Source organism: Gilliamella sp. ESL0232 (assembly GCF_013346885.1).
Lineage (GTDB): Bacteria > Pseudomonadota > Gammaproteobacteria > Enterobacterales > Orbaceae > Gilliamella > Gilliamella bombi.
Genome location: NZ_JAAEDW010000002.1, coordinates 48404 through 62382, shown reverse-complemented (window position 1 = coordinate 62382; position 13979 = coordinate 48404). Strand labels below are relative to the sequence as shown.

At 35.1% G+C, this 13979-nt stretch carries 12 protein-coding genes and 1 tRNA gene; 8 read left to right on the top strand and 5 right to left on the bottom strand.

Annotated elements, in window-relative coordinates; genetic code table 11:
- Positions 1–38 precede the first annotated feature (38 nt).
- The 4 genes from proA to gpt form a co-directional block, all read right to left on the bottom strand.
- Positions 39–1292 carry a glutamate-5-semialdehyde dehydrogenase gene (proA, locus tag GYW75_RS03070; protein ID WP_065590526.1) on the bottom strand — a complete coding sequence of 418 codons (1254 nt, stop codon included), beginning with the start codon at positions 1290–1292 and terminating at the stop codon, positions 39–41.
- 170 nt (positions 1293–1462) lie between these two features.
- Positions 1463–2572: a glutamate 5-kinase gene (gene proB / locus GYW75_RS03065; RefSeq protein ID WP_194240421.1), complete on the bottom strand. Its 1110-nt coding sequence runs from the start codon at positions 2570–2572 to the stop codon at positions 1463–1465.
- A gap of 22 nt (positions 2573–2594) precedes the next feature.
- Positions 2595–3851 (bottom strand): alpha/beta hydrolase, encoded by a 1257-nt coding sequence (locus GYW75_RS03060; RefSeq protein WP_174798387.1) that lies wholly within the window; start codon positions 3849–3851, stop codon positions 2595–2597.
- Between the two features lie 23 nt (positions 3852–3874).
- Positions 3875–4411 carry a xanthine phosphoribosyltransferase gene (gene gpt / locus GYW75_RS03055; protein ID WP_081296839.1) on the bottom strand — a complete coding sequence of 179 codons (537 nt, stop codon included), beginning with the start codon at positions 4409–4411 and terminating at the stop codon, positions 3875–3877.
- Between the two features lie 146 nt (positions 4412–4557).
- Here gpt and GYW75_RS03050 point away from each other — a divergent pair, with 146 nt between their 5' ends.
- From GYW75_RS03050 to serC, 6 genes are all read left to right on the top strand, one after another.
- Positions 4558–6021 (top strand): aminoacyl-histidine dipeptidase, encoded by a 1464-nt coding sequence (locus GYW75_RS03050; RefSeq protein WP_085165796.1) that lies wholly within the window; start codon positions 4558–4560, stop codon positions 6019–6021.
- 237 nt (positions 6022–6258) lie between these two features.
- Complete coding sequence (gene argC / locus GYW75_RS03045; protein WP_174798386.1) at positions 6259–7269, top strand: N-acetyl-gamma-glutamyl-phosphate reductase; 1011 nt, start codon at positions 6259–6261, stop codon at positions 7267–7269.
- 78 nt (positions 7270–7347) lie between these two features.
- Positions 7348–8127, top strand: coding sequence for an acetylglutamate kinase (gene argB, locus GYW75_RS03040; RefSeq protein WP_065606314.1), 780 nt, complete (start codon positions 7348–7350; stop codon positions 8125–8127).
- A 104-nt stretch (positions 8128–8231) separates the two neighbouring features.
- Complete coding sequence (locus tag GYW75_RS03035) at positions 8232–9476, top strand: argininosuccinate synthase (protein ID WP_174798385.1); 1245 nt, start codon at positions 8232–8234, stop codon at positions 9474–9476.
- Between the two features lie 174 nt (positions 9477–9650).
- Positions 9651–11024 carry an argininosuccinate lyase gene (gene argH / locus GYW75_RS03030; RefSeq protein ID WP_174798384.1) on the top strand — a complete coding sequence of 458 codons (1374 nt, stop codon included), beginning with the start codon at positions 9651–9653 and terminating at the stop codon, positions 11022–11024.
- A 160-nt stretch (positions 11025–11184) separates the two neighbouring features.
- Positions 11185–12270, top strand: a complete 1086-nt coding sequence (gene serC, locus GYW75_RS03025) for a 3-phosphoserine/phosphohydroxythreonine transaminase (RefSeq protein ID WP_174798383.1) — start codon at positions 11185–11187, stop codon at positions 12268–12270.
- Between the two features lie 74 nt (positions 12271–12344).
- Here serC and GYW75_RS03020 read toward each other — a convergent pair whose 3' ends face one another.
- Positions 12345–12704: a DUF4156 domain-containing protein gene (locus GYW75_RS03020; protein ID WP_174798382.1), complete on the bottom strand. Its 360-nt coding sequence runs from the start codon at positions 12702–12704 to the stop codon at positions 12345–12347.
- A 216-nt stretch (positions 12705–12920) separates the two neighbouring features.
- Here GYW75_RS03020 and GYW75_RS03015 point away from each other — a divergent pair.
- Together GYW75_RS03015 and GYW75_RS03010 are read left to right on the top strand one after the other, a co-directional pair.
- A tRNA-Ile gene (locus tag GYW75_RS03015) sits at positions 12921–12997 on the top strand.
- 59 nt (positions 12998–13056) lie between these two features.
- Positions 13057–13953 carry a ParA family protein gene (locus GYW75_RS03010; RefSeq protein WP_174798381.1) on the top strand — a complete coding sequence of 299 codons (897 nt, stop codon included), beginning with the start codon at positions 13057–13059 and terminating at the stop codon, positions 13951–13953.
- Positions 13954–13979 lie beyond the last annotated feature (26 nt).

Genomic DNA, 13979 nt, shown 5'->3' with positions numbered 1-13979 from the left:
TTCGGGATGTCCGAACAGTTATATTAAACAGAATTTTATTATTGACGAATTAAATTGTCTCCATAACCTATCCATTTATAGGTAGTTAAAGCTTCTAGTCCCATTGGTCCGCGTGCATGTAGTTTTTGTGTACTAACTGCTACTTCTGCACCTAATCCAAATTGCCCACCATCAGTAAAACGTGTTGATGCATTGACATAAACTGCAGCTGCATCAACCTGATTTACGAACTGTTCTGCATTAAGCAAGTTACGCGTGAGAATGGATTCCGAATGCCCCGTACCATACTCGCGGATATGCTCTACAGCCAATTCAAGTGAATCAACAATGATCACGTTTAAATCTTTTGATAACCATTCTTGCCGTAATTCTTCATTTTTTACCGGTAGGATAGTTGCATTACCTGTTTTTAATATGTCATAACAGTTTTGGTCAGTATGTAATACGACGTTATTATCTGCCATGACCTGACAAAGTTTTGGTAAAAACTGCTCCGCAATATTTCGGTGAACTAGTAACGTTTCAAGCGTATTACAAGTGCTTGGGCGCTGAGTTTTGGCATTGACAATAATTGGTAGAGCATTATCAACATCAGCACTTTCATCAACAAAAATGTGACAGACTCCAATACCACCTGTAATGACAGGTATTGTTGAATGTTCACGGCATAATTTATGTAAAGATGCACCACCTCGGGGGATAATCATATCGATATACTTATCGAGTTTAAGTAACTCATGAATATATTTACGATCAGGATTATTAATACATTGAACAGCTGTCTGGGGTAAACCAACTTGTTTTAACGCTTTTTGAATAACAGAAATTGTGGCCATATTAGTATTGATTGTTTCTTTACCCCCGCGAAGTATTGCGGCATTGCCTGTTTTTAAACAAAGAGCTGTAATATCAATTGTTACATTTGGTCGAGCCTCGTAAATCGCACCAATAACGCCAAGTGGCACTCTGTGACGGTGTAACTTTAAGCCGTTTTCTAAAGTAGAACCATCAATGATTTGACCAATAGGATCAGTTAATGAAATGATTTTACGGACATCATTGGCAATAGATGATAATCGTTTGGGTGTTAAGAGTAGACGATCTAAAATGGCTTCGTTTAAATTTTGTTTTTTTGCCGCTTGGATGTCCTTTTCATTTGCAATGAGTATACTTGCGCTATGCTGTTCTAATAAATCAGCAATAACCATCAACGTGTTGTTTTTCATTGCGGTAGGACATTGTGCTAGTTGATATGAAGCAAGTTTAGCAGTTTTACCCATTTGCTGTAACATTGTTATCACCACGATTTTATATTACTATTTAGTTGTTTTATATTATTTATTTATTTTAATAATGATTGCTTATCATCATCAGTCATATAATTTAAATCTATCTACTGCTAACCAATTAGCAATTATACCTCCAATAGCTAATCCCATGATTTTCCTTCCTTGTTTATTATTTATTTTATTATCATATCATCACGATGAACAGCAACGTGACCATATTCATAGCCAATAATTTGACTAATTTCTTGAGAATGATGCCCAGCAATTTGCCTTAAAGCATCACTATTATAACGACTGACACCGCGCGCAATGCGTTTGCCAAATTTGTCGCAAATATCAATAACTTCACCGCGAGAAAAATCTTTCTCTACGCTGATAATTCCTTTAGGTAATAGCGAACTACCATTATTTAAAATCGCATTAACAGCACCATCATCTAATAACACTTTGCCTGCTTTTGGTGCGCCAAACAACCAGTGTTTACGATGTTCTAGTGGTGTTTTTTGTGGTAAAAAATGTGTTCCAATCGGTTTATTATTGACAATATCAATAATAACATTTGGTTTATTTCCTGCAGCGATAATAACTTCTATACCCGCACTTCCTGCTACTTCAGCTGCTTGTAATTTTGTGCTCATACCACCCGTGCCAAGCCCTGAAACACTACCACCGGCGATACTTCGTAAATTATCGTCAATATGATCAATTTCATGAATTAACTTGGCACTTTTATCAGATCTTGGATCGGCTGTATAAAGACCTTCAATATCGGTTAATAAAATCAACTTATCTGCTTCAGCTAAAATGGCAGCTAGCGCTGATAAGTTATCATTATCGCCAACTTTAATTTCTGCGGTTGCAACAGCATCATTTTCATTGATGACAGGAACAATATGATTATCTAACATTGCTTTTAAAACGTCTTGCGCATTTAAAAATCTTTCACGATCTTCAAGGTCTGCACGGGTAAGTAACATTTGACCAATATAGATCTTATAGATAGAAAATAGCTGTTCCCAAAGTTGAATAAGCTTACTTTGTCCAACAGAAGCGAGTAATTGCTTTGAAGCAACAGTATTAGGTAGGGTAGGGAAGTTAAGATATTCGCGTCCAGCTGAAATTGCACCAGATGTAACAATGATAATTTTATGTCCATCTTGATGTAGACTTGCGCATTGTCTTATCAACTCAACTATTTGTGCTCGATCAAGTTGTTTTGTTCCACCTGTTAGTACACTGGTACCTAATTTAACAACCACGGTTTGTTGTTTTTTAATAGTCATAGCATATTCTTATTTTTTCAGGTTATATAACAGATTTCATCCAATTTACTGATTGTGTTAACGCCTGATGCAAACTTTTTTGTAACTGTGTTTTAGGTACAGTTATTACTTTATTTTGTTTGATTGAATGAATTAATTTTGCTTCACAAAGATCACTTAACTTATCATCCTCAAAGATGATATTCATAACAGGAACATGACAAGTATGAGTTAAAAGTCCTTGATTTTTTAGTGAAAAATAATTTAATTCTGCTGCCAATTGTTGGTTGGATATTGAAGGCAATCCCAAACGGCTAGCTAACATATCTTTATAACTATTCGGTAGATTTTTTTGCAGATCTTTATCAACAAAGATTTGATGAATAAATGGAGTAAAGTTAAATATACCTTTTATTTTATTTGGCATCAAATAAGCTAAACGTGTGGCAATATGCGAACCAAACCTAAATCCAGCAACAATAATCCGATGATCATCTATCCATGGAACAGAAGACAACTGCTCTAATATAGCTTGATGAATTTGGCTACTATTTTGTGATAAAGCAAAGTTACGGCTATAACCAACAGTTGGTAGATCAACAGTTAGCATGGCAAATCCATGCGGCGCTAAAAATTCACTAAAATAACGATAATAATCGATCTGCAAATTGCCTAATGCATTACAAATCAACACAACAGGGCAAGTCCCTTCGCATTTTGGTAAATGTAAAATTGTTTTGACACTACGATTATCGACTTTAAATTCCAGTTCTTTTATCAAAAATGGCGAAAATTGAAGAGCTTTTGCATAATACTGATAAGCGCATGTTTGGGCATACATTGCTAGTTGGTCATTTTTAAAATGAGGATAACTAGCAATACTTGCATATATGCTGGCTATGAGATAATAATTGTGTAAATTATTTTTATTTTCATCTATAAGATTTGCTTCATCAATTGATTCAGCTTTAGCTTGCCATACTGCCGCTTGATTTAAAAATTCATAGACCCAGTTGCCAGATTGATAACCAGCAACAGTGTCTAGCCAGGTATCATTTGTGTGGCGTCGAGTTGAAGCGGCAATTTTTGATAAAACCGCTTCAGCCTCTAATTTGGGTAATCCACGCCAATGCCACAAAATAGGATTAATAATTCGATACCATCTGGAGTCAACTTCCCCATCTAAGGCGCTAATGCTACTACCATTACTATTATCAATGCGATTGATAAGTGTTGAAGTTTCAGGATAATCAAATTGTGGTTTAAATATCTGTTCAGTTAGATTTTCGGTAGTTGCCATAACAACCTTAACTTCCTTATCAATTATTTATGATCGCTAATAGGTTTAACAAACATAACACCGGTATCCCATGGCTGTTCAATCCAAGTATCTTGTGCAATATCGACAACATAATCATCAACAAGTGGTTTACCAGCAGGTTTTGCAAAAATAGTTACGAAGTGAGCTTTAGGGTACATTTCGCGAATTGTATGAGCAGTGTTACCAGTGTCAACTAAATCATCAACAACAATAAAACCTTCACCATCGCCATTAGCTTGTTTTAATATTAGTTTTTCACGTTGATGATCATGATCATAACTTGAAATACAAACGGTATCGACATAACGAATACTTAATTCGCGCGCTAAAATTGCCGCTGGAACTAATCCACCACGACTAACGGCAATAATACCTTTCCATTGATTTGCAGGTAATAAGCGTTCAGAAAGTTGGCGCCCATAGGATTGCAACATTTCCCAAGTAACATTGAATTTTTTCTTTTCAGCAATAAGTTCTGCTTTATGTTGTTTTTTGGCTTGGATTTCTTCTTCTGTTAATAAAATTTGATCTGTTGACATTGAGTAACCTGCAATTTTAATCGATTGTATGAATAAATAAATATTAATGAACTAAAAATAGATGTAAAATTGCACCTTATTATAATGTGATTCAATAAAAAAAACCACTCATTAATTTATTACATACTTAATATTGAGGTTATATTATGCTTTCTACCTTAACGCCTAAATTTGTTTGGCAGATTTTTAATGATATCTGTAAAATTCCGCACCCATCTCACCATGAACAAATGATAACTAAATATATCGTCGATTTTGCTAAAACTCATGGTATTGATTGCAAACTTGATAAAGTAGGTAATATTTTGTTAAGTAAACCTGCTACCAAAGGTATGGAAGAGTGCCCATCAATTGCATTACAGGCTCATATGGATATGGTGCCACAAAAAAATGAAGGTACTAGTCACGACTTTTTAACTGACCCAATTCAAGCTTATGTTGATGGTGAATGGGTAAAAGCCAAAGGAACGACATTAGGTGCTGATAATGGCGTTGGGTTAGCATCTGCATTAGCTGTTTTAATTGATCCTGCTGTTGAACATGGACCAATTGAAGTATTGATAACAGTATCAGAAGAAACTGGTATGCACGGAGCCTTTGGTTTACAACCTAATTGGCTAAAAAGTCACTATCTAATTAATACTGATTCTGAAGATGAAGGCGAAATATTTACAGGTTGTGCTGGCGGCGTTGACTTTACTACAACCTTTGCTGTTACTTATGCAGTAATGCCAGAAAAGCATGATTGTTATATGAACATTTCACTTAAAGGATTAAAAGGGGGGCATTCAGGTTGTGATATTCATCTTGGTCGTGGAAATGCAATTAAATTGATGGCTCGCTTTTTAGCGCAATATGCACAAGATATCTCGTTTAGATTAGCTGATATAAAAGGTGGTTCACTACGTAATGCGATCCCAAGAGAAGCCTTTGTTGAAATTACACTAAATAAACAAGATCTGCCAAAATTAGAAGCCATTGTTAAACAGTATCAAACAATTTTACACAGTGAGTTAGGTCATGTAGAACCTGCTATCGAAATAACGTTATCGAAAGTTGAATCAAACAAAGTAAAACGCGTATTAACTACAGAGCATCAAAATAAAATCATAAGCTGGTTAAATTCAGCGCCTAATGGTGTAGTTAGAATGAGCGATCAACTTCATGGTGTGGTTGAAACATCGCTCAATTTAGGTATTGTTAGTATTGAGGACAATCAACTGAATGTCCATTTTCTTATTCGTTCTCAAGTCGATAGTGCTAAAGATGCGGTTGTATCAACATTGACATCACTTAGCCAATTAGTGGATGCTAATTATGAAATAAGTGGCGGTTATTCAGGTTGGGAACCTAATTTAGATTCACAGCTTTTAAAGCTTGCTAAAGATAAATATCACGAAATTTTTTCTCAGAAAGCCAAAATAATGGTGATTCATGCAGGGCTTGAATGTGGTTTATTTAAACAAAGTTACCCAAATCTGGATATGATATCAATTGGACCAACGATTGTTTCGCCACATTCACCAGATGAAAAAGTTAACATTCAAAGTGTTTATCGTTATTGGGAATTATTGATAGCGATATTAAAATCAGCAACTTTATTAAAATAATCCAACACTTCACCTGCCGATCTTTATCGGCAGGCATTTCGAACAGATTACTCGTGTTTATATTTACTAAAAAACAATTTAATACAACATAATACGTTAGAATATTTGGGTGTCTGCAAAAAAATTTTGAAATTAAATTCATAAAAAGTGAATAAAAATTCATTTTGTGCTTGTAATAGCCTTATAAATAACCTACTATATGCACATTATTGCATAAAAAATAGATAAGGGTAGGGTATGTTAAAAGCAATTATTGTTGGTGCAAGTGGTTATGCAGGGGCAAAATTAGCTCATTATTTACACAAGCATCCGCATGTACAACTTATTGCTTTAACTGTGTCTGAAAACAGCCAAGACGGTGGTAAGCTTATTTCTGATTATGATTTACACCCTCAATTAAAAGGTGTTGTTGACTTACCACTTATTGCCACTGCAGATTATTCTGCCTATATCAATGATCTTGATATAGTTTTTTTAGCTACTGAACATGTAGTCAGCCACAATATAGCTCCTTATTTTTTAGAACATGGTTGTACAGTTTTTGATTTGTCGGGTGCGTTTAGAGTTAACTCTGCTACTTTTTATACCGATTATTATGGTTTTACTCATCAGCATCCAAAATGGTTAGATAAAGCAGTTTATGGCTTAGCAGAATGGAATAGTGAACAAATCAAACAGGCACAACTGATTGCTGTACCAGGATGTTACCCTACAGCATCACAATTACCATTAAAACCATTAATCGAGGAGGGGCTATTAGATAATTCACAATGGCCTGTTATTAATGCTGTGAGTGGGGTGAGTGGAGCAGGGCGAAAACCTTCGCATAATAATATATTTTGTGAAGTAAGTTTACATGCCTATGGACTTTTTACTCATCGGCACCAACCCGAAATTGCAACACATTTAGGTCAAGAAGTGATCTTTACACCTCATTTAGGCAGTTTTAAACAAGGTATCCACGCCACAATTACTTGCCGAGTAAATGAAGGTGTTACATCACAAGATATCCTCAAAGCTCTAAATAAATATTACAAAAATAAGCCTTTGATTAGAATTTATCAAAAAGATTGGCCAGCATTAAAATCTGTCATTGGTTTGCCTTATTGTGATATTGGATTTGTATTAAAAGATCGTCATTTAATATTAATTTCTGTTGAAGATAACTTATTAAAAGGCGCAGCAGCACAAGCAGTGCAGTGTATGAACATTCGATATAATTTTGATGAAACCACGTCATTATTATAAAAATGAGTGAATTATTTCAAAAGCTCTGTACAAAATTTTTAATGAATTAAAAGTAGGTTAAATTAATAGGAAACTAAAATGAAACCATTAATTATAAAACTTGGAGGCGTATTGCTCGACAATAAAGATGCCTTAAGTAAATTATTTGACGTTATTAGTGAGTACAAAAAAAATTTTCAACGATCATTAATTATTGTTCATGGTGGTGGTACGGTAGTTGATTCATTAATGGATAGGCTTTCTTTACCCGTAGTCCGTCGCAATGGATTACGGGTAACTCCTGCTGATCAAATTGATGTTATTGTTGGTAGCCTTGCTGGCAGTGCCAATACTACTTTATTGTCAGAAGCAAAAAAACAGCAAATAGCAAGTGTAGGACTCTGTTTAGCTGATGGTAATAGTGTAGAAGTTAAACAAATTTCAGAAGATTTAGGTTATGTTGGTGAAGCCAAAGCTGGCGATCCTACATTAATAAATCTACTTATTAATTCGGGGTACCTTCCCATTATTAGCTCGATTGGTATTACTCAAGCGGGACAAATGATGAATGTTAATGCCGATCACGCAGCGGTAGCACTAGCTAAGACCTTAAATGCAGATTTAATATTATTGTCTGATGTAGTTGGCGTACTTGACGAAAACAAACAACGCATTGAATCATTAACTCAATCACAAGCGGAGCAACTGATTGCTAAAGGTGTTATTACAGACGGTATGGTTGTTAAAGTGAATTCAGCTTTCGAAGCCGCCAAGGCTTTAGGACGACCAATTGATATTGCTAGTTGGAAAGAATCCCACCAACTCATCGAATTATTTAATGGGCAATCAGGCACTACAGGCACAAGAATCATTGCTTAGATATTGAGCATCTATTATATTAAGCTAGTTATCTATATCTAACAATTAATAAAAAAATGTCTTTAACTCATTTTTATCGTCAGTTAATTTAGAAAGGGTATAACATGAAAAAAAGTGGAACAAAAAAGGTTGTGTTGGCTTATTCGGGTGGCTTGGATACATCAGCAATTATTCCTTGGTTGAAAGAAAATTATGGTGGATGTGAAGTTTATGCCTTTGTTGCTAATGTAGGTCAAGATCCAAAAGAACTAAAAGATGTAGAAAAAAAGGCTAAAGCATCGGGTGCAGTTGCATGTAAAGTTGTTGATTTAAGAGAAGAATTTGTTAAAGATTACGTATATCCGGTCTTAAAAACAGGAGCCTTATACGAAGGAACTTATTATCTTGGTACCTCAATGGCTCGTCCAATTATTGCAAAGGCGCAAGTTGAATATGCGTTAGAAGTTGGGGCTGATACACTCTGTCACGGAGCGACAGGTAAAGGCAATGACCAAGTGCGTTTTGAAACAACCTATACTGCACTTGCACCACAACTTAAAGTGATTGCTCCTTGGCGTGAATGGGATCTGCGTTCACGCGAAGCATTAATTGATTATTTAAAAGTCCGTAAAATTCCAACAACTGCAACCGTTGAAAAAATTTACAGCCGTGACGAAAACGCATGGCATATCTCCACTGAAGGTGGTGTGTTAGAAAGCACATGGAACCAAGCTAATACAGATTGCTGGGCTTGGACTGTTTCGCCTGAAGATGCTCCAAACCAACCAGAATTAGTAACCATTGGTATTGAAAAAGGCGAAGTAGTTTCAGTAAATGGGAAAAAATTATCGCCATATAACTGTGTTGCAACATTAAATAAAATTGGTGCAAAACATGGTGTTGGTCGAGTTGATATTATTGAAAATCGCTTAGTCGGTATCAAATCGCGTGGTTGTTATGAAACGCCTGGCGGCACAATAATGATGACAGCATTACGTGGTTTAGAACAATTAATATTAGACCGCGACAGCTTTAAATGGCGTGAACAACTAGGTATTGAAATGGCTTATGTTGTTTATGATGGGCGCTGGTTTGCACCATATCGTCGATCAATTCAAGCTGCGGCTGAAGTTTTGGCACAAGACATGACGGGTGAAGTAGTGGTTAAACTTTATAAAGGTAATGCAACTGCCGTGCAAAAGAAATCACCAAATAGCCTATATAATGAAGAATTTGCTACATTTGGTGAAGATGAAGTTTATGATCATAGCCATGCAGAAGGATTTATTCGTCTATTCTCATTATCATCACGTATACGTGCTTTAAATGAGGAACAGCAAAAACAAACTGCCAAAAAAGCGAAAAAGTAAACGCCAATTTGCAAATATACTAGTGATAATAATAAATATATACAGGCAACGTCCTGTATATATTGTTCTTGATTAAATTTAATTTTATTATAAAAATAAATATATAAAACGAAAATTGAAATTGTACAGCTAATCATTAAGATAACATTTATTTAAGATAATATTGAGGTAATTATGGCATTATGGGGTGGGCGTTTTAGCCAAGAAGCAGATGAACGATTTAAGCATTTTAATGATTCATTACGCTTTGATTATCGTCTTGCAGAGCAAGATATCATTGGCTCAATTGCTTGGTCAAAAGCATTGGTAACGGTTAACGTTATATCTTATGATGAACAAAAAAAATTAGAAAAAGCCTTAAATGAATTGTTGCTATTGGTTAAACAAGATCCTAACCAAATTTTACAAAGTGATGCCGAAGACATACACAGTTGGGTTGAACAAAAACTGATTGAAAAAATTGGCGAATTAGGTAAAAAATTACACACAGGACGAAGCCGTAATGACCAATCAACAACCGACTTAAAATTATGGTGTAAAGACCAAATTCCTCATTTAATTAATGCGATAAATCACTTACGCCAATTACTAGTTACAACCGCTGAACAGCACCAAAAAGCTATTATGCCTGGTTATACCCACTTGCAACGAGCACAACCAATTACATTTGCGCATTGGTGCCTGGCTTATTTTGAAATGCTAAGTCGTGATGTCAGCCGTTTAGAAGATACATTGCAACGTTTAGATGTTAGTCCATTAGGCTCAGGTGCATTAGCTGGAACTGCCTATCCAATGGATCGTGAACAATTAGCGCATTGGTTAGGATTTGCTCAAGCAACTAATAATAGTTTGGACTCGGTGTCTGATCGTGATCACATTCTTGAACTATTAAATAATGCTTCAATAGGTATGGTACACCTATCGCGTTTTGCTGAAGATCTTATCATTTTCAATAGTGGTGAAGCCAATTTTGTTGAACTATCAGATCGAGTGACTTCAGGATCTTCACTCATGCCACAAAAAAAGAATCCAGATGCATTAGAACTGATTCGTGGTAAAGTAGGGCGGGTTGCGGGTGCATTAACAGGTGCCTTAATGACCTTCAAAGGTTTACCGCTTGCTTATAATAAAGATTTACAAGAAGACAAAGAGCACCTATTTGATGCACTTGATACTTGGCAAGAATGCTTAGATATGGCAACACTAGTACTAGAGGATATTAAAATTAACTACACAAATTGCCAAGAAGCTGCCAAACAGGGTTATTCTAATGCAACTGAATTAGCTGATTATTTAGTTGCCAAAGGCATACCTTTCCGTGAAGCTCACCACATTGTTGGCGAAGCAGTTGTTGATGCTATTGCAAAGCAAAAAGCGCTCGAAGAGCTTTCGCTTGAAGAACTACAAAAATTTAGCTCAGTTATTGATAATGATGTTTATCCAATATTATCGTTAGAATCATGCCTAGCTAAACGCTGTGCCAAAGGTGGCGTTTCACCACAACAGGTAAAATCAGCGATTGAAGTTGCCAAGCAACAGCTATTATAAACAGCTATATTAATCTAATAACAACTATACCTGTATTATCTGGTATTTTTATACTAAAACACATAGTTACCTGAAACTTTTTAACAAAAAATATGATTGTATATCTGTTCATACAGTGTAAAAATAGAATTCTTTTTTGAATGGATTAAAGTGAAGCATAATGAGTAAAAGTTATAATTTTAGTGCAGGTCCAGCAAAATTGCCTGCTGAAGTATTAAAACAAGTTCAAACTGAATTATTAAATTGGCATAATACAGGCGCATCAGTCATGGAATTAAGCCATAGAGGTAAAGATTTTGACGCTTGCGCTATTGAGGCCACCAACGACCTACGAGAAATCTTAAACATTCCAAACAATTACAAAATTCTTTATTGCCAAGGTGGTGCCAGAGCACAATTTGCTGCAGTTCCATTAAATATTTTAGGAAATAAAACCAGTGCCGACTATATTAACAGTGGTTATTGGAGCCAATGCGCAATCAAAGAAGCCAGCAAATATTGCCAAGTGAATGAACAAAATGTTGTTATCAAACAAAACGGATTAACGGCTGTTAAATCTATGTTAGAATGGCAATTAAATGACAATGCTGCCTATGTACACTATTGTCCAAACGAAACAATTGATGGCGTTCAAATCTTTGAAGAACCCAACTTTGGTGATAAAACCGTTGTAGCTGACTTATCATCGTGTATATTATCGCAACCTATTGACATAAACCGATATGGCATAATTTATGCGGGTGCTCAAAAAAATATTGGTCCATCAGGTATTACCATTATCATTGTGCGAGAAGATCTAATTGGCCATGCAAAAAAAATGTTACCATCAGTACTAGATTATAAAATCTTAATGGACAACGATTCAATGTTTAACACTCCACCTACATTTGCATGGTATTTGTCGGGGCTAGTGTTTAAATGGATAAAAAGTCTTGGTGGACTAAAAGCAATGCAGCAACGAAATCAAGCTAAAGCACAATTACTATATCAATTTATCGATCAATCTGATTTTTATCGAAATAATGTTGCAGTAGCTAATCGGTCAATTATGAATGTTACCTTCTTATCACCGAATGAAGAGTTGGATAAAAAATTTGTAAGCGAAGCAACTCAAGCCAACATTATTGGCATTAAAGGTCACCGAATTGCAGGAGGTATGCGAGCATCAATTTATAACGCTATGGATCAAGAAGGCGTCAATTATTTAATTGATTTTATGCAGCGATTTGAAAAACAAAATAGCTAAATTAACTCAAAATATTACAAGTCATTACTATCAGCAAAAAGGGAGGCAAACCTCCCTTTTTCATTTAATCAGCATTATTTACAGCTATAAACCTCACCAACCATAACCGCATCTGTTGGTGCAATATCAGAAATATATTGCATTGAAGTATCCTGTGCATTATAAATCACATTACCACCCATTGCAGCAGCTTTATTCATCAGGTCAGAAGCCGCATCACGAATAAGTTCACTATGTGTTTTAAGACCAGAAAAAAAACTACTACGACGCCCCTCTGCTTTACCTAATAACTGACAAGAAGCAGCTGGTTTAGTATCAATAAACTGAACTTGACTACCGGCAGAAGTAGTTTGATAGTTAGAACTACTACAAGCACCTAAAAGCAAAGTCGCAACCATCGCAACACCAATGAATAATAATTTTTTTATAGACATAATATTTCCTCAACCAATAAAACAACAATCAATAATAAACTAAATTATTGTAGCAGTTTAATTAAACAAAAAATATCAGTAATTAAACTTGTATAAAATCTAATAAATCACAGGACAATAAATAATCAAACCGACCTATTTTATTAATTAACTATAGCAAATTCGATTTAACTCTATTATAATCGCAACCCTACTAACTAAGTAGCACATCCAAATGGCCCCTTAGCTCAGTTGGTCAGAGCAGTCGACTCATAATCGATTGGTCACTGGTTCAAGTCCAGTAGGGGCCACCATCAATCAATATCATGATTTTAATGTTTAATAAATTTTTAATTTTTTAAGGGTTAATATCATGAAAAAAAATGCAACAGTGATCACTATAGCAGACACGAAAGGCGGTTCTACCAAATCTACCACAGCAGTTAATATTGCTGCATTTATAGCACATTCGGGGTTAAAAACACTATTACTGGATTTTGATTTAGAGCAGCCTACAGCTTGTTCATATTTTCCATTGCAAAAAGAAGCTCCGTATGGCGTTTATGAGTTTCTTATAATGCATGAAACAGATTTAGATAAACTAATATCTGAGACAACAACACAAAAATTAGATGTTATGTCATCAAACAGCGTTAGACAAGAAATCGTTTCACATTTAAACGCTTCGGCCGATGGTATTATCCGTTTAAAATCATGCTTAAAACTTCTCAAAAGTGAGTATGATGTGATAGTCATTGATACTGTAGGAACAATTGATCCTACTGTTAACATGGCAGTACTTGCTTCTGATGTGGTTTTATCTCCGCTAGATCCTTCCATGCCAGGCGTTCGAGAATATCTACGGGGTACTATTTCTAATTTGTTTAGAAGTTTGATTCCTTTCACTGACTACGGAATAGAATTACCTCCTGTTTATACGTTTTTTAATCGAGTAGAAGAAAATAATGATTGCCGTCGTATAAAAGAACTTTTTAATCAACAAATCAAATCTCTGCCACCATTACCTTTTCAAATTACTGTTTTAGATAAAGATATTAAAAAGAAAAATAGTTACAAAGTTGCAGCATCACTCGGTATTGCAGCATTTCAACATTATACCGAACCAACAAATAAAGTAGCTCATCCGTATAAAATAACAAAAGCCCAAGCCCAAAGTATCAAAGATGATATTTATTATTTGTGTCAACACCTATTACCTGGGTACAAATCACAATTTGATGCATTTATGAAAACCGAAATTGCTCATTAATCATTTTTATTTCTGTTCACAATAAA

Bases quoted from the DNA above. Each gene is read 5' to 3' on its own strand.
- proA (WP_065590526.1), bottom strand. From the start codon at position 1,292: ATGTTACAGCAAATGGGTAAAACTGCTAAACTTGCTTCATATCAACTA.
- proB (WP_194240421.1), bottom strand. From the start codon at position 2,572: ATGACTATTAAAAAACAACAAACCGTGGTTGTTAAATTAGGTACCAGT.
- GYW75_RS03060 (WP_174798387.1), bottom strand. From the start codon at position 3,851: ATGGCAACTACCGAAAATCTAACTGAACAGATATTTAAACCACAATTT.
- gpt (WP_081296839.1), bottom strand. From the start codon at position 4,411: ATGTCAACAGATCAAATTTTATTAACAGAAGAAGAAATCCAAGCCAAA.
- GYW75_RS03050 (WP_085165796.1), top strand. From the start codon at position 4,558: ATGCTTTCTACCTTAACGCCTAAATTTGTTTGGCAGATTTTTAATGAT.
- argC (WP_174798386.1), top strand. From the start codon at position 6,259: ATGTTAAAAGCAATTATTGTTGGTGCAAGTGGTTATGCAGGGGCAAAA.
- argB (WP_065606314.1), top strand. From the start codon at position 7,348: ATGAAACCATTAATTATAAAACTTGGAGGCGTATTGCTCGACAATAAA.
- GYW75_RS03035 (WP_174798385.1), top strand. From the start codon at position 8,232: ATGAAAAAAAGTGGAACAAAAAAGGTTGTGTTGGCTTATTCGGGTGGC.
- argH (WP_174798384.1), top strand. From the start codon at position 9,651: ATGGCATTATGGGGTGGGCGTTTTAGCCAAGAAGCAGATGAACGATTT.
- serC (WP_174798383.1), top strand. From the start codon at position 11,185: ATGAGTAAAAGTTATAATTTTAGTGCAGGTCCAGCAAAATTGCCTGCT.
- GYW75_RS03020 (WP_174798382.1), bottom strand. From the start codon at position 12,704: ATGTCTATAAAAAAATTATTATTCATTGGTGTTGCGATGGTTGCGACT.
- GYW75_RS03010 (WP_174798381.1), top strand. From the start codon at position 13,057: ATGAAAAAAAATGCAACAGTGATCACTATAGCAGACACGAAAGGCGGT.